At 38.9% G+C, this 23,373-nt stretch carries 13 protein-coding genes; 3 read left to right on the top strand and 10 right to left on the bottom strand.

All coding sequences use genetic code 11. The features are described 5' to 3' along the window. Positions 1-362 precede the first annotated feature (362 nt). From J7E57_RS19060 to J7E57_RS19050, 3 genes are all read right to left on the bottom strand, one after another. Positions 363-1,688: an alpha-L-fucosidase gene (locus J7E57_RS19060; protein ID WP_215124675.1), complete on the bottom strand. Its 1,326-nt coding sequence runs from the start codon at positions 1,686-1,688 to the stop codon at positions 363-365. Positions 1,689-1,716: 28 nt separating this feature from the next. Continuing rightward, positions 1,717-3,408, bottom strand: a complete 1,692-nt coding sequence (locus tag J7E57_RS19055; protein WP_215124676.1) for a S41 family peptidase — start codon at positions 3,406-3,408, stop codon at positions 1,717-1,719. Positions 3,409-3,593: 185 nt separating this feature from the next. Continuing rightward, on the bottom strand, positions 3,594-3,809 hold the full coding sequence (locus tag J7E57_RS19050; protein WP_025141830.1) for a hypothetical protein: 216 nt from the start codon (positions 3,807-3,809) through the stop codon (positions 3,594-3,596). A gap of 238 nt (positions 3,810-4,047) precedes the next feature. Between J7E57_RS19050 and J7E57_RS19045 the strand changes: the two genes are divergently transcribed. Beyond that, positions 4,048-4,650, top strand: coding sequence for a porin family protein (locus tag J7E57_RS19045; protein WP_029280581.1), 603 nt, complete (start codon positions 4,048-4,050; stop codon positions 4,648-4,650). Between the two features lie 190 nt (positions 4,651-4,840). Then, on the top strand, positions 4,841-6,676 hold the full coding sequence (locus J7E57_RS19040) for a PQQ-binding-like beta-propeller repeat protein (protein ID WP_215124677.1): 1,836 nt from the start codon (positions 4,841-4,843) through the stop codon (positions 6,674-6,676). 413 nt (positions 6,677-7,089) lie between these two features. Here the strand turns inward: J7E57_RS19040 and J7E57_RS19035 are convergent, their stop codons facing one another. From J7E57_RS19035 to J7E57_RS19015, 5 genes are all read right to left on the bottom strand, one after another. Further along, positions 7,090-8,793, bottom strand: a complete 1,704-nt coding sequence (locus tag J7E57_RS19035) for a RagB/SusD family nutrient uptake outer membrane protein (protein WP_215124678.1) — start codon at positions 8,791-8,793, stop codon at positions 7,090-7,092. An 11-nt stretch (positions 8,794-8,804) separates the two neighbouring features. Next, positions 8,805-12,038: a SusC/RagA family TonB-linked outer membrane protein gene (locus J7E57_RS19030; protein WP_215124679.1), complete on the bottom strand. Its 3,234-nt coding sequence runs from the start codon at positions 12,036-12,038 to the stop codon at positions 8,805-8,807. Positions 12,039-12,302: 264 nt separating this feature from the next. After that, positions 12,303-13,100, bottom strand: coding sequence for a DUF4397 domain-containing protein (locus J7E57_RS19025; protein WP_215124680.1), 798 nt, complete (start codon positions 13,098-13,100; stop codon positions 12,303-12,305). 24 nt (positions 13,101-13,124) lie between these two features. Beyond that, positions 13,125-14,735: a SusD/RagB family nutrient-binding outer membrane lipoprotein gene (locus tag J7E57_RS19020; protein WP_215124681.1), complete on the bottom strand. Its 1,611-nt coding sequence runs from the start codon at positions 14,733-14,735 to the stop codon at positions 13,125-13,127. An 8-nt stretch (positions 14,736-14,743) separates the two neighbouring features. Beyond that, a complete protein-coding gene (locus J7E57_RS19015) occupies positions 14,744-17,827 on the bottom strand; it encodes a SusC/RagA family TonB-linked outer membrane protein (RefSeq protein ID WP_215124682.1) in 3,084 nt (1,027 codons plus the stop codon). A 240-nt stretch (positions 17,828-18,067) separates the two neighbouring features. On the opposite strand from J7E57_RS19015, the gene J7E57_RS19010 reads away from it, so the two are divergent. Continuing rightward, positions 18,068-18,814 (top strand): DeoR/GlpR family DNA-binding transcription regulator, encoded by a 747-nt coding sequence (locus tag J7E57_RS19010; RefSeq protein ID WP_215124683.1) that lies wholly within the window; start codon positions 18,068-18,070, stop codon positions 18,812-18,814. A gap of 100 nt (positions 18,815-18,914) precedes the next feature. On the opposite strand, the gene J7E57_RS19005 is transcribed toward J7E57_RS19010, so the two are convergent. Together J7E57_RS19005 and J7E57_RS19000 are read right to left on the bottom strand one after the other, a co-directional pair. Then, complete coding sequence (locus J7E57_RS19005; RefSeq protein ID WP_215124684.1) at positions 18,915-20,222, bottom strand: RagB/SusD family nutrient uptake outer membrane protein; 1,308 nt, start codon at positions 20,220-20,222, stop codon at positions 18,915-18,917. A gap of 28 nt (positions 20,223-20,250) precedes the next feature. Beyond that, the gene (locus tag J7E57_RS19000; RefSeq protein ID WP_215124685.1) at positions 20,251-23,352 is read right to left on the bottom strand and encodes a SusC/RagA family TonB-linked outer membrane protein; all 3,102 of its coding nucleotides are present in this window, start codon (positions 23,350-23,352) and stop codon (positions 20,251-20,253) included. Positions 23,353-23,373: the final 21 nt, after the last annotated feature.

Genomic DNA, 23,373 nt, shown 5'->3' with positions numbered 1-23,373 from the left:
GCCTAAAAGTAAAACGTTTTACGTTTATTTTCTCATAAAGGGGAAAGAATTGTGCTAAAATTAAGAAAAAGATAGAAATACACCATTTTCAGGTATACAACGGGCTGCATTGCGTATTTCAAGGCCACCACCTCCTGCTGAAATCGTTTTACAAGTAGAAAAAGTATTTTCATTTGTCTTGTAGCTACTTCGTGGTCAGCATCTTTATGCCTGGAAAGATCCTGAAATAAATTACCAATGACAGATTGTAAAAATCAGTCGTCATTTCGACTGAAACGCAGTGAAATGGAGAAATCTGTTTCGATAGATTTCTCGACTGCGTTGCTCTCCGCTCGAAATGACGACCATTCGTGCAAGCCCCGTTACCCAATCTCCAAAACAATTACCTGATCGGGTTCTGCACTATTTAAAGTTGTAGTAATGGTTAATTTTGATTTTTTAAAGGTATAGTTTACCGCGCTTTTGTCTTTTAACAAATATGCTTTTTTAATTTTCTTTAGCGGAACGTTTTCTAAGTTAAGCGTTGCCGTTTTTCCGTCAACAAGGTGGATATAAACTTTGTTGTCGCTTTGCGTAATGCTTCCCCAGGCCTGCGGTTTTATAAATCCTGCTTTAGTACCGTAAATACTTTCACCGTAAATTTTAAGCCAATCGCCCAAACCTGCCAAACGATTTTGAAACTCGGGCTGGATTTTACCACTCGGCATCGGGCCGATGTTCAGTAAAAGATTAGACCCTAAACTTGCAGCTTTAACCAACATATGTACCAGTTCTTTATTCGATTTGTAATAGGTATCGCTCAAATTATATCCCCACGAATTTGAAATGGTTTCGCAGGTTTCGAGCGGTAGTTTATCTGATGCCTTTTGAAAACTTAAGCCTGATTTATTTTCACCAGGAAGATCGCGTTCGAACATTTGAAAATCTTCTCCGGCAAAGGGTGTAAGGTGGTGATTGTTACCAATCATGCACTGTGGCTGAAGTTTGTGGATTAAACCATAAATTTCATTGTATTTCCAATCAATCCGTGATGTCCTGTCTTTCGATCCTTCTGGTTCAGTCTGATCCCAATGCCCGTCAAACCAGATCCCGCCTATTTCACCATAATTGGTCAACAACTCTGTTAATTGGTTTTTCATGAACTGCAAATAGCTTGCATAATTACCTTTGCCCGTTCTACCTGAGTTCTGTCCGGTACGGCCAGTTTCGTGTGGATAATCTTCTCTTCGCCAATCTAACAGCGAATAATACAGGTATAGTTTTATGCCTTGCTTATGGCACTCATCGGCCATCATTTTTACGATATCTTTTTTGTAGGGCGTATTCATGATATTGAAATCAGAATATTTGGTATCCCACATGCTAAAACCATCATGGTGCCTGGTAATCAGCGTAATGTATTTCATTCCGGCATTCTTCGCCATGCTCACCCATTGTTCGGCATTAAACTCAACAGGGTTAAAAAAATCTTTAAGGTTTGTATAATTATGAACATTCAACTTTCGTTCGTTCATTACCCATTCGCCGCTCCCTGGTACACTAAAAGGACCCCAGTGGATAAATAAGCCAAAACGGGCATCGTTAAACCATGCCCGCTGTTTTAGATTAGAGGCTGTAGGTGTATAATCCTGTGCTTTTAACTGTAAGGCAATTAATAGCACAAGGCATATTAGGGTTAATTTCTTCATAAGGATAGTGGTATCGTTTGGTTAGGTTTTAGTCTATTGATGCGGTGGCTTTGGTTGGTTTTCCAATCACCTTATAATTTCCATCGCCTTTTAAAATGGCCAGGATCTGCGATTGGTTGGTAAAAAGATTTTTTGCTGCAGCCAATTCTTTATCGTACTGGAAGCTCTGCTCAATTCTTCCTTTTTCGTAAAAATATCGGCTTACGATCTGTGTTTCTAAAACTCTTTTTATTTCTGCTTTATGGCTAACCAAATCAGTTTTTTTAGAAGAGGTAAGTTTATATTTAAGATTCTCCAGATCGGTTTTTACCTCAGCAGATTTATTTTCCTTTTCGGCTTCTAAACGTAAATCGGAAAGCAACCTTTCGGTACGGCTTAGGTAGGTTAAGTCTTTATCGGCCAAACTGCCAGAAAATGCAGCATAGTCCGCATCAGATAACTGGAAAGTTTTGGCTGAGGCCAAACTTGGCTTTTCTTTCCTGTATTGATTTGCGTAGTTAAAGAAAAGGTTTTTGTTAAGCATTGAAATGGTAATCGGGCTGAGCTTTATGGCATCTACCACAATATCGGGATAAACACCATTACCACTGTACACGTTTCTTCCTGCTTTGGTTTGGTACATTGCCATGGTCGAATCGGCAAAACGTTCTGCAATACCATCGGCATTTTTATGTGCATAATCTAATTTTTGGATGCACCTGCCTGATGGTGTATAATATTTTGCCACAGTTACTTTAACCAAGCTGTTATAGGGCAGGTTAAAGGTTTGCTGAACCAAGCCTTTGCCGTAACTACGTTGGCCAATTACAATGGCACGATCTAAATCCTGTAAAGAACCCGCAACAATCTCTGAGGCAGAGGCCGAATTACCATTTACAAGCACTACTAACGGAACTGAAGTAGAAACTGGGGTTAAAAGTGTTTTATAGGCAATGGTTTTCTCTACATTTTTGCCTTTTTGGGTTACAATAAGCTGATCTTTATTCACAAAGAGGTTCACAATTTTAACCGCTTCCTGCAAAATACCCCCGCCGTTGTTTCTCAAATCTAAAACCACACCTTTTGGGTTTTCTTTTTGAATAGCCAACAGCGCATCTTTAACTTCTTGTCCAGAATTTTCAAGAAATTTATCAAGTTTGATGTAACCGATGCCATCGCCAACCATCCCTGAGTAAGAAACGTTAGGCTGTTTTATTTCATCACGGACAAGTTTTTTAGTGATTTCTTTTCCATCTCTGATCACCAACAAATCAACAGCTGTGCCTTTAGGGCCGCGCAATAATTGGCTAACTTCTGAGCGGTCTTTTCCTTTTATGGCAATCCCGTTGATGCTCAGCACCTGATCGCCGGCTTTAATATCACTTTTATTTGCAGGATAACCTTCGCTTACTTCATTGATAAACAGTTTACCATCAATAAAAACAGTACCTGCCCCAATACCACCATATTGAGTGCTCACATATTTTAGCTTGTAATCTTCAATCTCCGATTCTGGGACATATTCGGTATAGGGATCTAAACTATCCAACATGGCATCAATCCCCGTTTTCATCAATTGGGGGGCATTGGTGTCATCAACATAATTGATATTGATTTCTTTATAAAGCGAAGCAAAAATATCCAGATTTTTAGATACCAGGAATAAATCTTCTTTAAATGAAAAAGACAAAACAGCCACGCCAAAGCCAGCTGCTAAAAGACCATATTTTAGTTTCTTCATTCCCTTATATATTTTAATTCCGAAGGGCAAGTTAAATGAAATACCGCTCTTTTTGGAAGATTATTATTGATTAAGTACAAACGTAAATGTACAAAAACCGATAAATATTAAAAACAGCTTATTTGGGCTAAGCGTAAATTAAGCGTTACGCGAAAAAGAAGAGGATGAAAACAAGGAAAAATTTACTAAAGTCTGTTACCCTTGGTATCGGCAAGTGCTTTTTGAATGGTAAATTCGATGTACGTGCGGTCGCGTTTTACCAAACGCATTAAATCTTCAATCAGTTGATCTTCTTTGCCTGGCGTAAATTCTAAAGGCTCGTTCGCCAGATCGCGATATTTCCTTAAGAACTTGGTTTTTACTTTAAATGCAGTTTCTGAAGTAAGTTGAAAATTAGCCATGGCATATTTTATTTGATGCAAAAGTAAAAAATATTTGCTCAGGTTAATACCTTTTTATGTGATGTGACAAAAAAAGTGGAGATTCGCGGATTCTTTTTGCACGATAATTGTGTTAAAAGCACGTTATAAAACCTAATCGGTATAAAAACCGCTTAATACAAATTTTTAAAAATGAAATCATGGCAGGTATCATCGATCGTTTATGGTTTTATAACCTTTAAAAAACAAATTAAACAACATGAAAAAAATCATCTTCTCTATTGTTTTCCTAACCTTGGGTTGGGCAACATCAAAGGCACAAACGTTTAACCTCGGAGTTAAAGCAGGCGTAAACTTAGCAAAGTTAAATGCAGATTTTGCAAGTGAAGAAAACCGTTTAGGTTATCAGATTGGTGCCTGGGCACGGATTGGTGGCGCTAGTTTTTATGTGCAACCAGAGGCTTACATTGGCAGCAAAGGCAATAAATTTATCAGCATTACGCAAGATAATGGCAACGAAGTTGCAGCTGAAGGGAAAGTAAAATTTACTACTTTAGATGTTCCTGTTTTATTGGGAACAAAATTTGGTGCTAAAAATTTAAACTTCCGCTTAATGGCTGGTCCGGTTATTTCATTTATTCTGGATGAAAATTCGTCGTTTAGTTCTGCTTATCAACAAGCAACCGATTTCGACAACTACAAAAACCAGGCACTGGGCCTACAGGCTGGTGCTGGTGTAGATGTGGGCAACATTTCGGTTGATTTACGCTACGAAGCCGGTTTATCCAACATCAGTAAAAGTGAAAAATACAGCCAAAAACCGAACTTGTTTCAATTGAGTTTAGGATTTAAAATTTTGTAATTTTTTTCAACAGAACGATTAAGAGGCGACCAATGGTCGCCTTTTTTGTTTAATCCTTGTTTAGCAATTGAAAAAGCTACTTCTTAACCTGTTACAGCACATTTATTAATATGTAAAATTGGCATTACAGCCCTGTTTAAGCCCTAAAAAATGCCGATTTTTATGGTAAAACAATTAAACGAAAAACAAAATGAAACATCCCATTCTTTTACTGTTTGCTATTATTATATCGCTCTCTGTAAAAGCCCAAAATTTTAAATATGCTTTTGTAACTGATACCCATGTTGGGTCATCAACAGGCGAAGAAGATCTTAACCGAACTGTTGCTGATTTAAATATGCTGAATGACATCGATTTTGTGATCATTACTGGCGATATCACCGAAATGGGTACCAATAATGAGCTTAAACTGGCTAAAGATATCCTATCAAAATTAAATAAACCATACCACATTATCCCTGGAAACCACGATACCGGATGGTCAGAATCAGGTGGTGTAAATTTTATCAAAGCGTTTGGCGGCGATAAATTTATTTTCGATCATAATGGCTACCGTTTTATAGCATGTGCATCTGGCCCTTACGTAAGGATGAGCGATGGGCACATTCCAAGGGATGCTACTGTTTGGATGGATAGTGTGCTTAAAGCAACACCTAAAAATATGCCCATTATTTTTGCCAATCATTACCCATTGGATAACAGTTTGGATAATTGGTACGAAGCAACAGATAAGTTAAAGAAATATAATATCCAGTATGCCATTTGCGGCCATGGGCACAATAATCATCCTTATAATTTTGAAGGTATTGAAGCCACAATGGGCCGCTCCAACCTAAGGGCAAAGGATAGTATTGGTGGGTACAACATTGTAACGATGACCAAGGATATTGCATTTTTCCAGGTTAAAAAACCAACCCAGGATATTCTTCCGGCATGGCGAAAAATTGCACTAAAAACTTTTCAGGCTGATTCAAAAAAATATAATCGTCCTGATTTTGCCATCAACAATAAATATGCGGGCACGAAGGAAGTTTGGACTTACCACTCCAACGCAAACGTAGTGAATACACCAACCTACACATCTAACAATGTTATTTTTGGCAATAGCTTAGGTTTGGTTGAAGCCTTAAACAAAAATACCGGAAAAAAAGTATGGACATTTAAAACCAAAGGGGCGATCTACTCATCACCAGCTGCTGTTAACAATATGGTTATCTTCGGTTCAGGGGATGGCACTATTTACGCATTAAGTGCAAAAACAGGAAAAGAAATCTGGCGCAAAGAAACAACTAACTCGGCATTAGGTTCGCCGGTAGTTCGCGGGCAACGGGTATATATAGGTGGCAGCGATAATACCTTTAGGGCATTGGACGTTAAAACAGGGAATGAAATATGGGCATTTAAAGAAGTAGAAGGTACAATTGTGGGCAAACCACTTATTTATCAGGGCAAAATTATTTTTGGATCCTGGGGCAGGCATCTATACGCACTTGATATTAACAGCGGGAACTTGTTGTGGAAATGGAACAATGGCCAGGGTAACCGGATGTTTTCGCCAGCTATGGTAACGCCTGTAGCTTATAACGGCATCGTTTACATTGCAGCCCCCGACCGCTATTTAACAGCTATTGATGCTAACAATGGCAGCACGCTTTGGCGAAACAAAGAAGCTACGGTTCGGGAATCGATCGGACAATCGGCAGACAGTACCATCATTTATGGCAAAACCATGCAGGACGAAATCGTAGCTTATAAAGCGCAGGCTCAAGATCCGGGTGTACTTTGGCGATATAATGTAGGCTTTGGATATGAACATGTACCATCCATGTTGATTGAAAAGGACGGAAAGGTGTTTTTTGGAACAAAGAATGGTGTTATTTATGCTATCGATCCTAAACAACAAAGCACGGTTTGGGCACACAAAATAGATAATTCGATGATCAATACCGTAAATGTGATTAATGGAAAAAATCTTGTTGTAAGCACTATGGATGGAAAAGTAGTTTGGTTAAACACTAATAAGTAGGCATAAACAATTCATATAAAAATCATTTATAAATTGCAACCTTGTATTTTGAGAATTCATAAGCCTTTCGTACATAGAATAAACCGTACTTACCAACTGGATATATAAACCTTTTATTTAGCTTAGAAAATTAATCATAACCAAAAAATACAGGCATCTTTATAAATAGCTATTAACCTGAGTTCGATAATTAAATGTCAATTTTAGCTGCTTAAACTAGGTTTTTGGTTAGAACGTTCGTCACCCTGAATTTATTTCAGGGTCTTTATTACTAAAAAGATGCTGAAACAAGTTCAGCAGGACGATGAACCTAAACATACTGCCAATAAAGGATGATTTTTATAAAATAATTATCGAACTCAGGTTATTAACAAAACACGGATTTAATTTTCATTAAATCCGTGTTTTGTTAATTATTGCCAACCAGGATTTTGTTTTAAGTCTATTCCCTGATCTTTATACAGTTTAATCTGATCAAGTGGCAGCGGGCTTAAATATACTTTGTCATTATCAAATGTCCTTTGCGTTTCTGGTTTAGGGGCAGGTATTATATACCCTTCGGTTGTTCCATCAATGGTTACAGTTGCTTTGGGGTAATCTGCTTTTTTAATCCAGGCTCCTCTGTTAATACTAGTATTTAATTTAGTATCAATGTAAGCGTATTTCCTCCACCTTTTCAAGTCATCATTTCTAAAACCTTCCATCATTAACTCGATCCTTCTTTCTCTACGAATTTCCCAAATTAATGAAGATACTGTGAGATCTCTCTGTGGATCATTGTAAACCACACCATTAATGGCTGGTTGCCCACCTATGACCTGAAGATTAGGCATTGAAATTCCACCTCTTTTTCTTAATTTATTAATGGAGTTATCCAAATCGGCTTGAGTTAATGTTCCCAGTTCAGCAGAAGCTTCTGCAAAGTTCATCATAACTTCTCCTAAACGAATAATAGGCGCATCAGTAGTGTTGGTACTAGATAGTGCTTCAGCTGTGCCCCATAAAGTTTGATCCTCCATTAAGAATTTCAAAACAGAATAACCACTTGTTGAATAATTAGAAGCTATGCCTGGTAAACGCAGGTCAGATACAAATGTTTCTTTCATTCTAGGATCACGGTTTGCCATTACATTAGCTATAGACTTATCTCCCTGATAAAGTGGTGATACTGAAGCTGGAAGGCCATCTGTACACAAATATGCATCAATAGCATTTTTAGACGGGCCAGTTTGAGGCTCTCTGTTTACATAACTTACTAATGAATGCGTACTTTGGGCAGTACCATACTGTCTGTATAGAATAATTTCAGGATTTCCTTTAAGGTCAAGAGAGCTAAATAAGGTTCTATATTTAGCTCCTAATGAATACCCGCCTTTCGTCATCACTTCGTTAGCTGCCCATTTAGCTGCTTCTAAATACTCGGTTGCTTTAGCAGGGTTAATATTCGAATATTTTAGCAAGGTACCATGATAAAGAAATACACGGGACATAAATGCCAACACAACGGATTTGTTAACAATTTGTCCGTTTGGCCCAACAAGAGCGTCAGTCGCCCTGACGTTTTCAGCAGCGTATTTAAAATCTGCAAGCATGTTATCTAAAACAACAATCTGTGGATCTCTGGGTTTATATAAGTCTATTGAAGTTTCTTCCAAAGGTTTGTCATAGTAAGGAAAATCTCCAAAAGCTTTAACCAAGTCGTTATATTCCAAAGCACGGAAAAAACGACCTACACCAACCCAGTTCTTTTTAATATCATCAGATAAGTAAGTTGAATTACTTACTCTATCTATAAATATATTGGCTTTTCTGACAAAAGTAAAACTCCATCCTCCGCCAGATGTAGGAACATTTTTGGTAAATGCAGTAGGAGTTGTTGGTGCAAAATCATCATTTAATGTTTCTCCGGAAAAATATTTCCCAAATGTAAATCCGGATCCGTAACCTGTAAAATAACCTGTGTAAAATCCCCAGGCAAAGGTGCTCACCTCTTTCTCTGTTCTCCAATAAGTATCATCAGAAAAAGAATCTAGTGGCTCCCTTTCCAAAAAATCTTTTTTACAACCGTTCCCTAATATCAAAATAAGGAAGGCTATTATAATATATATCTTTTTCATCGTTTTAATAGTTATAAGGTTACTTGAACACCAAATGATAATGTCTTTCTATAAGGATAAACTCTTCCAAATGATGCCGCATCAGTTTGATCTGCTGTATAGTCAACTTCTGGATCTATTGGAATTCCTACATTAGAAATCGAAAATAAATTTTCTCCACTTAAGTAAAATCTTAGCTTATCAATTTTCACTTTGCTTGTTAAACGTTTTGGAAAGGTATAACCCACAGTAATGTTTTTGGCTCTCAAGTAGGCCATATTTAATAAATATTTCGTTTGAGTTAAAAAATTTAATGAGTTATTAGATTGGGCCTGATTTGTTGGTCTTGGATAGAAAGCATCGGGATTAGAAGGCGTCCAATAATCCATTTGATGCTCAAAAGAAGCCTCAGCAGGATTCCAACCTGGAACAAAGATTGGACCCGAAGCCCAAAAGTCTCTTTTTCCTACCCCCTGAAAAAATGCATCAATATCAACACCTTTCCAGGAAGTACCTAAACGGAATCCATATTGGTAGCGTGGCGTAGAATTTCCAATTACTTTTAAATCGCCGTGATCATCAACGGTATTAGCGCCATTATTAATTACGCCATTACCATCAAGGTCTTTATATTTAACATCACCTGGGCCATAAAAGAATGAGGCGGTTTCATATCTGCTTTGCGAAGGAATGCCAGGTTTTAAAATCCATTTATTATTTGCATCCTTTCCTGAAAAATCATCTGAAGTAAAATAACGGTCGGTTTCATACCCCCATATTTCCCCAAGAGTTTTACCTTCATAATTACCTGTTACAGATAATGTTGTGTTGGCAAATTTGGTAATTTTATCCTGAAAATCAGATAAGGTACCCGTTAAATTGATCATCAAGCCATTTCCAAAAGTATGATTATAATCAATTGCTAATTCCCATCCATTAGTTGTCATCTCTCCATAATTTCTTCGGGGAGACGTTGCCCCAAAAGATGAAGGAAGTGTTACTCCGGCACTTAACATATCGGTAGTTTTTCTTTTATACCAATCAAAACTTACTCCTAAGTTATTTTTAAAGAAACGGGCATCCAAACCTAAATCAAATGTAGTGACCGTTTCCCAAGTAAGGGATCTGGATACTGCAAGTGGAGTACTTATAGTCACCTGGTTTGAACTGCCAATCCACCAGCCAGAATTTGATGTATCCATTAATGGGATAAAAGGATAAAAATTATTTCCAGTTACCACATCCTGATTACCCACTGATCCATAGGATCCGCGTATTTTTAAAAATGACAGTACATTTTCTATTGGCTTTAAAAATGATTCTTCTGATAAAATCCACCCGGCAGACATTGAAGGGAAGAAGCCCCATAAGTCATTTTTAGGGAAACGTGATGAACCGTCATATCGACCATTTAATTCAAGGAGGTATTTGTTTTTATACACATAATTGATACGCCCAAATAATCCTTTTGAAGAGTAATGCCTATTGTATCCATCAACAAACTGATCACCAATGGCTCCTGGAATTGCGCCTACACCAGGATCTAATAATGTATTTCTTTTCGAGTACTGATAATTTTTTTGATAATAATCTATATCTCCACCTAAAATAACCTTGAATGAATGGTCACTAATATCTTTGGTGTACGTACCGTAAAGTTTACCAGCATTTACATCAGTCCATGCTGAACCAAAAGCTGCATAATCATAAGCAACCGACTGATAATTTTTATTTACCGGCGGTAAATCGCCACCTGCCCAAAAATCAATGCCCCTGGTTCCACCTCCAATAATTTTCGAATGAGTATTGGTTGATGAATAGGTATAGTCTGCATCAATCGTTAATCCTTTTAAAGGTTTAAAAGTCGCTCCTGCCTGAATCCTGGCTAGGCCTGTTTTTTCTCTATTCATATTGGCCTGTTGAACTTCTGTAACTGCGCTTCTGAAAGGTTCACCCTGATAGGTACCATAGGGATAAAATTTCGGCCAGCGATAAAGATAGTACCAAGGACCAATTGTTGCAGTACTAAAGATAAATGGTGTTGTTGTTAGCGTATTTGTGTAGAAAATCTTTCCTCTAACATCAAGATAGTCCTTTACTGCAGTGTTAACACTCACAGACATGTTATAACGGTCGAATTCATCGGGGTTAACTTTCAAAACACCATTCTGGTTCAAATAGCCCAAACCAATATTATAGCTGGTTTTCTCACTTCCCCCACTTACACTTAAATTATGATTTTGTTGCGGAGTCCATTTTTTCATGTATTTATCTGCAGCATCCCATGAGCGATAAAAAAATAATTTACCATCACGGAGTTCAAAATCCCTTCCTCTAACCATTTCATCACCTAAGTCCTGTCCTCCATATAAACTATCCCATTCTTTCATTTTGCCAATAGCAATTTCATCAATGTACATTCCTACAATACCTGGTTGAGTGGTATTAGGATTTGTACGTTGTAGAGCTGACAATGCAAAGGTTGCCCCATCGGCAGCATTAGCTATTTTCTGCAAGGTTGTTGGCGTAGACCAGGAGAAATTATTTGTATATGAAATTTTACTTGGCGTGTTTTTCTTTCCCGATTTTGAAGTAATTAAAACGACTCCCCACGCCGCCCTGGTACCATAGATTGATGTAGATGCTGCATCTTTTAAAACCGAGATACTCTCGATATCGTCTGGATTAACCAATTGCAAACTTTCAATCTCAACATTATCAAGTAAGATAAGTGGTTGTGATCCTCCTCCGTTTAAAGACCCCCTTAATCCTCGAAGTGTAATTTTAGGATTTTTCCCTAATTCACCACTAGGCGTGGTAATACTAAGGCCAGGAACAACACCCTGCAAACCTCTGGCAACATCAGTAATTGGTCGACTCTGCAGTACCTTCGTATCTACAGTACTTACTGCACCTGTTAGGTTTGCTTTCTTTTGTGTACCATAGCCTACCACCACAACCTCATCCAAACCCTTTGAATCGGATTTAAGAACGACGTTTACGATAGTATTGCCATCAACAGGTTTTTCGAGAGTGGCATACCCAATAAAAGTATATACCAATACATCTGTTTTTAATGCCTTGATGATGTAAACTCCATCTCCATTAGTCTGGGTAATGGTGTTGCTTCCCTTTACTCTGATGGAAACGCCGGGTATAGGGCCATCTTCTGATGTAACCTTACCCGTAATGGTAGTTTGTTGTGCAATGGCATGGGCCAGCAACACAAACGTACCAAGAAAAATTAATAGTAGTTTTTTTTTCATAAACGTAAGTTTAGAATTGTTTTGTAGTTTAGTCTTAATACCGCATAAAACAGCAATATTTAAGTAAATATCACTAATTATTTGATTAAAAAAAACAAATTTGGTTTTGCAACATCTATATTACCGCACAAACACGCAAAAAAGCGCATTATCTGATTATTAAGCAGTTATTGCATTATCTCTATTCTCTTCTGTGCTCCTAAAAAATCTGGGAAATAAAAAAGCCAACCACTATGGGTTGGCTTTTATATCTGTAATTATAATCTATCTGATTAAAAAGAACGATACGTAAGGTCTACGTGGTGCCGTTGCGATGCCACTATAACCACTAGCAAAAATGGTATAAACCCTTTTGTTTAAAAAAGTACTTGCACTGGTATAATTGGCAAGAACCGTTGCGGTTGTTATTGCTGCTCCAGCCGGCCTGATTTTCCAGGTTTTTGATTGCGCAGACCTTAATGTAATCTCGTTAGTAATGTTTAAATAATTTACGTTGCCTGCAATGAGCGAGTCTTTTGTATTATCGCTTGCACTGGTTCCGTAATATAGATCTACTGATGGTACATTTGGCATTAAGTTGATAAACCGATATTTACAATAGGCCGTATCCGGCCTGGTAAAACTTTCCTGAGTTAAAACATTTTTGGTATTTGCAGCGGTATCGGTAATATGCGCAACATAATTTTTGCCTGCTTCTATCTGGAAGGTTGTACTGTAAAGCACAACTGAATCAGTTCCATCATCTTTCTTTTTGGGAAGAATAATCGATAGTTTTAGATTACCAGGACTTACAGCAAGAAAATCAGCCGTAGAACTGCCCCCTGTGTTATACCCACCACCAGGAAAAGGAGTACGTGCAGTAATTACACTACTAACTCTTTTATCGTTAATTTTAATTGCTATTGCCCTATTGTTATAATAGTAAGAGGCATAGTTCACCTTTAATAAAGCCTGGTCGCTGGTCAATTTTTCGGTTTCACCATAATCGAGTACATTTTTGGTGCAACCAGCTAAAGCCATTGCAATAAACAGACTGGCAAATAAGTTAGAAAATATTTTCATCTTGATATTTTTTAAATTAAAAAATTATGGCTGGCTAAACCAGGTTTCTTTGGTCATGTAGTCAACGTCTAACCCGCCCCACTTGCGTAACTCCTCACTATTCCAAACATATTCAGAATTGTAACGTGGCCTGAATCGATAAGCATATTTCCCGCCTAAAAGAAGGTCGGCTGTAGGAATTTGATAGAACTGCCTGAAGACCGTTGCACTGTAATGATGCTTCCTGATATCAGACCATTGCTCTAAACCGGCCCAACCCCATTGGGCAATGTATTTTTGCCCCATGATGTCGGCCAGTGTTAGTGTTGCGGCACTTTGGGCAACTTCATTAGAGGCCAAATAAGTATTGATTTCGGCATCGGTTATCAAAGGATCAGGGGTTTTAGAAGCCCTGCCATAAGTGTTGCAAAAAACCATATGGCCAGATATACCAGCCCTGTATGCAGTAAAAGCATCTGCTGTTTTTCCCTGTAAAAACAACGCTTCTGCTTTTGCGAACTGTAATTGCGAATAGGTCATGATTGGGTACCTTGCTGCATCGGCAAAAATATATTTTCCATTATAAGTAGTAGACCCTGCTGGGATACTGCCGAAAACAATAGGAAGGCCAGACGTACTGCTTCCCTGCGTTGGAACACCGGCTATATACCTGCCCAAAGTAGCTGTAGCCGTACTTGCCGGCAACATCCTGCTCAACCGTGGATCGAGTGAGCTTGTTGGATTTGTGGTAGGCACTCCCCTCACTCCACCTGCAAGATAGTTTAAGATCGTGGTCGAAATCCGACCATAATAAGTAGATGTTGTACCAGATGGATTTATATAGCCCAATGTGGGCCCGAATGGATTGGTATCATCGGTACTTGCTGCAGAGAAATAAACCGTTGCTGATTCTGTTTCGTTGACAAAAGATAAATCAGTGTATTTAACAACACTATCGGCGTACATGGCTTTAAACTCTGGTTTATTTACCAGATGACTGTACTGTAATGCATAAATTGCATACACAAATTTTCTCCATTTGGTCATATCGCCTTTATAAATCCCATCACCGGTAACACTTGCCAATTGTGTAGCATAATTAAGCGGGCTCTTCATTGTAGAATACTTAAGCGATTGCTCGCAATAGTAGCGCACTTTTGCATATACTTCTGGCTGATCATGGTAAGGGAATCTTAACATCCCAGGGGTAAACGCCTCATCCAAAATGATTGGCCCGTACAAATCTGTTGTTTGTTGATAGGCCCAAGCTTTAATGGCATAACCAATTGCAGCATACTCATATTTTTGATTGGCAACTGCATCATTAATTAAATTCTCCAGGTTCAAACCCAAATCAACATAGGTCATTCTCCAGATTACGCCTCCATTGTCGCTCGAACGTACAAAAGTGTGTTTTTCAAAAGCAATAGATCCATCATCAGTTGATGCACCAATAAGATTTTGCGTAATTTTCCAGATAAAACGATAATCCTGTGACGTTCCGTTTGTCATTTGAAATAGAATTGGCGGCAGCAGCAGTTCTGCCTTACTGGTTTGTGGCACAGCAGGGTTTGTATTGATATCGAGGTATTTTTTACATCCTCCAGCCATTAATAATACTGCCGAAGCAATATATAGTTTATATAATATTTTCATGTTGTTCACTATAATTTAACCCTAAATCCTACATTAAAACCTATCGGTTTGCCAACATTACCATAATCGATACCGAAACCTCCAATCCCCCCAACACCTGGCGAATTTGCATTACTCTCTGGGTCGCCACCTGAATAATTGGTAATCAATATCGAATCGGTTAAGGTAAAAAATGCGCCGAAGCTCTGGATAAATCCGATGCGTTTAACCAGCGATGGTGGAAAATCATATGCCAAAGTAACATCCCTTAAACGCAGCGTTTTGATGTTCCGCTCCACGAACATTTCTGGCGAAACGTTCAGAGAGTAGTAGTTAGAAGCATAAAATGGTGTTACTGCAATCGTATTAACCGTAGGATTGTCCGTATTTTGCAATCCATCGGCTAAAACCCCTTTAATTACGCGCGGCAGCTCTCTATCGAGGGTTTTCAAACTGATCCCTTTAATGTAAGATGCGTATTCGGTACCGTTAACTACATCGCCACCATATCTTAAATCCCATAAGAAAGAGAGATTAAAGCCTTTGTAGCTAAATCTGTTTACAAAACCTAGCGTAAATTTTGGATTCCTGTCTCCAATGGGATAATATTGTGTATCAGAGCTTGTTGGCAAACCAGAGGACGTATTAATCAAGATATCCCCTCTATTATTTCTATCAAACCTGGTTCCGCTAATCGCACCCGTACTATAGCCAGGATGAACTGCGCTCCTGATTTCACCAATTACCCAGGTATCAGATTCGTAAAGTTCCGGAAGCTCATTTGCCAGCGATAATACCACGCCACGATTGCGGGTAAAGTTAAAAGTAGTGTTCCAGTTAAAATCTTTTCCTTTTATCGGGTTACCTGTTAACTGTACTTCGATGCCACGGTTACGTACCGTACCCCCATTCATCATCTCTAAAACGAAACCTGTACCATAGCTTAAGCGTGGGTTAATGATCTGATCTCTACTTAATAGGTTGTAATAATTAAAATCAAGTCCGATCCGGTTTTTCAGAAATTGCATTTCAGTACCGATTTCGAAATTTTCAGATACCTCCGGCTTTAAGTCTGGGTTACCACCATAGTACGAATAGGCATAACCACCACCTGTAAATCTTTTAGCTTCGTAGTTTGTACCTGTAGAATATTCTCTCCAGGGCTCTTTACCTGTTAATGCATATGAGGCTCTTAACTTACCATTATCCAGCCATGGCAAAGCTGTTTTAACGGTGGCCAGATCGGTAAAATTAAAGGCCAAACTTGCTGATGGATAGGCAAAATATGGATTGTTTGGCATTAACCGCGAAGCGCCATCAACCCTACCCGATAGGGTTAAATACAATAAGGTTTTGTAGCCCATTATGGCCTGTGCAAAAGCACCAACTGTACGGTAGCGGTTTACATAGGTTAATGTACGCTGTGTTGTTGGCAGCGTATTATTTATACTGTAAAAATTTGGATCATACATATTCGTACCACGCTGAGAATCGGTAGTAGAATTATAATCGTTAAAAGTAGCACCAATAACATAGGTATTGTTAAAATCTCCAAATTTATGCTTGGCACTAGCCGTTAACGATCCATTAAATACCTTGGTCAACTGATCATAGGTCATTACCGTTCCGCCTGTCGGGGCTGCGGCAGAACCCGAACCCCGGTAAGATTGAGCATGATATACCGACAATCCTTTGGTATTGGCAATGTCGGCTCCAATAATCCCATTAATCCTTAACCATTTTGTCGGCTTTAGCTCCACATTCGTATTTGCAATTAACCTGTTAACTTTATCGTTATTCACATTTTTAACAACATCCCAAAGCGGGTTATCGAATTCCGAATAGATGCTTGCCAGATGCAGAACCCTGTTTCCGTTGATATCTTGGTAATTCTGAACATCGTAAGCAGAACTAAACCGCATCAACTGAAGCAAAGATCCGTTAGCACCTTTATTTGCCTTATCATTATTAGAATTGATGTAGTTGAAAGTGCTTGTTAGTTTCAGTATCGGTGAGATGGTACCAACAGCAGTTATCCTCGATGAGATCCGCCTATAACTTGTTGTAGGGATTGTTCCTTTACTATCGGTGTATTCGTTAGACCAGCGATAAGAGAACTGTTCAGTTCCTCCCTCAAAAGACAAGTTGTGTTTTTGTGTAAACCCTGTTTCAAAAAAATTATGGATATTATCGTAAAGCGGTGTACTTGGTAAAAATGCCGGTCCAAAAAAGTTAGAACTTCCACCATCGTAAACTCCATTAGAAACGCCAGAATTGTATTTAGTCTGTATTTCCGGAAACTTATTCAACTGTTCTACCCTAAACGAATTATTATAATTAATACTCCCGCGACCAGCCTTACCTTTTTTTGTGGTAATCAAAATTGCTCCACTGGCACCGGCACTTCCATATAACGCAGTGGCCTCAGGCCCTTTCATTATTACATAACTTTCGATATCGTTTGGGTTAATATCCATCCCCCGGTTAGAGTAATCCTGGTCTCTGTTTGCGGCTCCCGAAACTAGCTCTCTTGTTTGATTTAATGTACTGTTGTTAATCGGCACACCATCTACAACAATCAGTGCGTTATTATCTCCGCTGATCGATACAAATCCTCGTAAAACAATCTGCGCAGAGGCTCCCGGGTTTCCATTGGTACTGTTAATCGATAAACCTGGAACACGACCTTGCAAGCCTCCAAAGAAATCGTTTCTCTGGGTTTCGGCAACTTCGGATCCGGAAACTTTTGGCGTTGAATAGCCTAACGATTTAGCATCGCGATCAATCCCATAGGCAGTAACCACAACCTCATTAAGATTGCTGGCATCAGCAGAAAGGGTTACATTAATCGTGCTATTTGCACCAACAGCTCTTTCAACACTTTTGTATCCAACATAAGAAAATGTTAATACATCGGTTTTTAATGCCTTTATCGAATAATTTCCGTTACCATTGGATTGTGACACCACGGTACTTCCCTTCACCCGGATAGAAACGCCGGGAATGGGGCCGTCAGCGGAGCTGACCTTACCGGTAATCGTTATCTGTTGCGCGAAAACTTGCGCACACAGCATAATCATACCGATAAAACTAAAGAATAGTTTTTTCTTCATAATTTGTTAGTAAGAAAGTGGTTATTAGAAGTTGTTGTTTGTATTCCGGTTTATCAAACGTGCAAATTACCGCAGCTTTGATGTTAGTTAAGTAAATATGATGAATGTTTTTGAAAATAAAAACAAATAGGAAAGATTTATTGTGCTAACAAACAAAACTTTATCGCACAAACACGCATAAAAACGCAAATAATATAATTTTAAAATCTTTTTATACATTCGTAGAAAATCAAATGATTTATGCTGAAAAAAGAACGTCACGACTTCATCATGCGCCAGATTAACCTGCATAACCGTGTTCTAACATCCGACTTAGTGCAGTTACTTAATGTTTCGGAAGATACAATCAGACGGGATTTACAAGAGCTTGTTGATGAAAACTTGCTTTATAAGGTTCATGGAGGCGCTTTATCGAAATCTTATCACAGTTCTTTTGACGATAGTACGGTTTATGCCAGAGATAGCAAGATTGCGATTGGCAAAAAAGCCGTTCAGTTGATAAAAGACGGCATGGTAGTTTTAACCGGAGGAGGAACAACGATTTTAGAATTTGTTAAACGACTTCCGCAGGGCCTATCTGCTACATTTTTCACCATTAGTCCGCTGGTTGCTGTAGAGCTCGCTAAATACAATAATATCGAAGTGATTTTAATTGGAGGCTTATTTTCGAAAAATTCGCAAGTTACTTACGGCGGACAAGTAATTACACAGTTATCTGAAATCAAGGCCGATTTATGCCTGATGGGAACCAGCGCCATCCATCCCGATGAAGGCCTAACAGATACCTACTGGGAAATTAACCAGCTTAAAAAAGCCATGTTAGCCTGTGCAAAAAAAACCGCTGTACTTTGTATTTCCGAAAAGCTGGATATTGCTTTAAGATTAAGGGTTTGCCCGATAGAAAGCATTAGTTATCTGATAACTGAATTAGATTTAGACCATGAATCACTTTCGCGTTACCGCGAAAAGGAATTGAATATTTTATAAAAAGAGGTTGTATCATACAGATTTGTCACCCTGTCCAAAGGACTCCTGTGGACAGTATTTGAGCTGAAATTGTGTTTATGATACAACCTCTTTCATTTTGCTAGAAAGTTGGATCCGCAGGGGTATTGGTATTGTTATCTCTTTCTGCGAAAGGATAAGGGAAAAAATTACGCTTGCGATCAGCTAAAGGCTGATTAAATCTTCTCATATCCTCAAGTTTTAGCCCTGACATGAAAAGCTCAATGCAACGGTGTTTGTAAATCAGATCTAAAAGCTGTTGCTGTGTATAAGGTCCGGTTAGTGCTGCCAATGCTGCGCCCATTCCATAATTAGCATCGAGCACATTTCCTGTTGCAGGGCGTGTTACTACCTTATTCAGCTCAGTTAATGATGAGGCTAGGTCAGGAGTAGCCTGGCGGGCATACGCCTCAGCCTTAATTAATGTCATTTCACCAGGAAGATAAACTGGAATTGGCGTTAAGCTAGCCGCACCAAAACCATTGATGCGCACTGTCGTGCTAATTGCCGTATAAAATGGAATCCTCGCATCGCCTACATCCGGGGTATTAGCACCAGTTTGCCCTAAATTTATATTTTTTGGCTGAATTACATTATTCGTAGAGGTAGCAATCTCAAAAATGGGATTAAGATTTTGCGCGTCATAAGTTAGCGCCGACCTTTTAGTTAAATCAACAGCATTGGCACTACTTAATGCAAGGGCATAATTGCCAACAAACAACGCATAACGAGCCTTTAAAGCATTGAGCGTATTCGGGATATCTACTCCCGTAGGAATATTGCTTAAAAACGAGGTGCTGATTGGGTTTGCTGCAATTAAGGCCAAAGCGTTATCAATAGTTGCAATAGCTTTGTTAAAACCATCTGTCCTTGTAATAAAAGTTACGTTCTGCCCAGTTCCGTTTGGAACTTTTTCCCAAAATTCCGACAAATTACCCAATGCCAAGGCTTTAAAAATACTAGCATGTGCAATTAAGCCCGAAGCCAAACCTTTATCGGCAAGATTAGCGGCATTATTGATCACATTATCTGCATCAAAAATGATTTTATTTGAACTGGTCCAAACATTTAGTAACACTGAATTTGTACCATCTACCTGCACTCCTCCCGTCATCAGCCGGTCTTCGTTGGTATTTCCTGTATTAACAGAAATTAACTCATTAGTAGTAATGCCATTAACAGTAATTGCTGCATACATGAGCCCCGCTCTTGTTGTGGAGAAATTTTTCTGAAGACCAACCGTAATCCCGGTCAAACCTCTTGCAGAAAGGAGCACATCATCAGCTACAGCACCGTTAGGATTTAAATATTCCTTTTTACAAGCAGCCAGTGAAAGGGCCATTGCAAAGAAAAATGTGTAGCGAATATATTTTGATCTTGAATTTTTCATCTTAATATGATTTATTTTTTCCAATAAATTAAAACTTAGCTTGTAAACCGAAAGAAAAAGTACGTGGAATAGGCACAGAGCCAAAATCGATATTTCTCAAAATTGTGGATTGACCACCAGAGTTCAGCTCAGGATCGTAGCCTTTGTAATTATCCCACGAAATCAGATTCCTTCCACTAAGATTAACAGTTAAATTTTTAATAAATTTAACCTGGCCAATATTATAGCTCAAAGAAATCTCTCTCAATTTCACAAAAGATCCATCATCAATACGCCACTCTTCTACATTGTACGCACCAGCCACATAGCCTCTAGGCAATTGGCCAAGCTGCTCTGCTTCGGCAACTTTTCCATTGCCTACACCTTGACGTGTTCTCCAATCTGCGTTCCAAACGTCCCCTCCTTGAACAGCATCCAGTTGAATGTGTAAGCTCAATTTTTTGTAAGTAAAATCGTTAACAAAAGACCCTGTATAATCTGGGTTCGGATCGCCGATTACTTTACGCAAAACATTACCTGCGGCTTGACCTGCAGTTAAAGGAATACCAGCAGGGTTTGTCGCAATATCTCCACTTGCTGTCCGCTCAAAATATGTCCCATAAAAAACACCTACCGGATAACCGTCAGTGATAGAAACAGGCGCACCAGCATTGGTTGAAATTAATCTTTGTGCACCTGAACCTACAATTTTATTTCTATTTCTGTTGTAGATTAGCGTTGATGTCCAGGTAAAATCTTGGGTTTTTAATGGTACTCCTGTAAGCATGAGCTCTATCCCTTTGTTTTTAAGCGATCCACCAATATTATCCAAAAGGCTGGAATACCCTGTGGTTGGAGCAATTACCACTCCCAATAATAAATCTTTAACGCTTTTATTGTACCAGCTAAATGTTAGGCCCAAACGGTTATTAAAAAACGACATATCTGTACCTAACTCCAATTCTTTTTGACGCTCTGGTTTAACATCAGTATTAGCAAGCGTACTGCTGGATGCCAGTGATGTTTTGCTGTTTAAGGCGCTAGGTAGATACACATTAAAACGATCGTAAGCACCGATGCCAGTTAAATTACCCGATTCGCCATACGCCGCCCGAAGTTTAAATGCATTCCACCAAGATGAAACACCAAGATCCTTCCAATAATTAGCAGACGACAACACATAACTTACATTTGCTTTTGGATAAAATTGTGTTCCGTTGCCTTCACCAAAAACAGTTGATTGATCGACCCTGATTGCTCCCGTAACAAAAAGATGGTCTTTATATTTAAAATTCTGTTGTAAATAGGCCCCGCTTATTGAGAATTCTGAACGGTTATCATTATTGGGAAGTATCGTACTCGCCCCATTAACCGTCTGAATAAGTGGCGCAAGCCCCCTGCCATTTAACAAACTAAACAAATCTTTCTGATACTGATAAGATCCACCTAATTGTGTTGTCGAACTTAATAAGTCAGATATTTTTGCATCATAGGTGAAATTTAATTCATTATTAAACAGTGTAGTTGTTGCATTTGCCGCACTGGCATAACCATTTAATGATGGGTCTAAACTAGCTCCACCACCATAAAAACCTGTACTCACATTATAAGTAAAGGGCGGAATAAATGTTGTTCCATTTTGAATGGAATTATCAACCCCCATGGTATAATCGATAGTCAGGTTTTTTACGGGATTGAGCTTTAAACCTAGATTGGCAATAATGCGATTGGTAAACTGGCGCTGCTTGATATCTTCAATAACAGAAACTGGATTAACACGACCGCGTTCTCCAACAGCTTTTAAATTGCCCAATATATCTGTTGCAAAAATATCGTGAAAGTTACCAATAATGGTTACAGAGTTCATTGGTGAAAAGAATGAATTACCATCTGGTTTTTCATTGGCATCGCTATGCACATAGTTAAAACCAGCTGTCATCTTTGCCCAGTTATTAATTTTTTGATCAAGATTTGCCCTGAAGTTCATTCTTTTAAAATCCGTGTTTTTTATGATTCCCTGATTTGAGAAATAACCAGCCGAGGTATAGAATTTAGTGTTGTCATTACCTCCAGAAACTGAAACTGAATTATCTGTACCAATACCTGTCCTGAAAATATAATCCTGGTAATTATACCTGGTTACCGGAGTTTTTGCGGTCTGTAAAACAGGAGTGGCACCAGGAGTGGGTGGAACTGTTTGAATGACATCTTGCGTTACAGAGTTCGCATTATCCCCAAACCTAAAAGGCGCCTGGTTTACTTCAATTTGCTTACGTAGCTCGCTTATGGTTAGACTTGTACTAAAGCTCACTTGGGGCTCGCCGGTTTTACCTCTCTTGGTGAAAATCTGGATTACCCCCGCATTTGCCCTCGATCCATAAATTGCTGCAGCTGCCGCACCATTTAAAACCTCAATATGATCAATATCTGCCGGACTAATATCCACCATCCGGTTTTGCCCAATACTTCCGACAAAGTTTCCGCCATCATAATTGGCTGATGTATTGGTTACTCTGGTTGTAGAATTGTTTACAATTACGCCATCAATGATGTAAAGTGGCTCTGATGATGAGTTAACCGAGCTCACCCCCCTTAAACGAACAGAAATTCCACCCGCTGGGTCTCCAGAATTTTGGCTGATTTGTGCGCCGGGTGTTTTACCTTGTAATGACGCCAGCGCATTTCCACTAGGCGCCTTGTTTAAATCATCACCTTTTACGGTACTCACGTAACTACCGAGCTGTTTACGGGTAGTTCCTTGAGAGGTACCCGTAACAATTACCTCATCGAGCCCCACGGCATCGCCACTTAAAGCACTATTTGCCTGAACTGTGGTATTATCGCCAAGTGTTACCGTTTCGATATTCGATTTAAAGCCGATAAAAGAAATCTGAATCTGGTATTTACCAGGGGCTAAATCAACCGAAAAGCTATACGTTCCACTCGAACTTGTGCTTGTTACGAGATTTGTATTGATAATTTTCACAACTGCACCTGGAACAGGGCTATTATTTGCGGCATCGGTAACCTTACCGCTTATGGTATACCGTTTGTTTTGTGCCTGCGCCATTTCTGTAAATAAGAGCAGCAGAAATGGGATCAACAAAATTGCGAAGAATCCTGGCGACCATTTTAGGTAACTTTTTTCCATAAAATTTGGTTTTGTTAGAAG

The organism is Pedobacter sp. ISL-64 (genome assembly GCF_018613605.1).
Classification (GTDB): Bacteria; Bacteroidota; Bacteroidia; order Sphingobacteriales; family Sphingobacteriaceae; genus Pedobacter.
The sequence above is the reverse complement of the archived record's forward strand: the minus strand, read 5'-3'. Positions and strand labels throughout refer to the sequence as shown.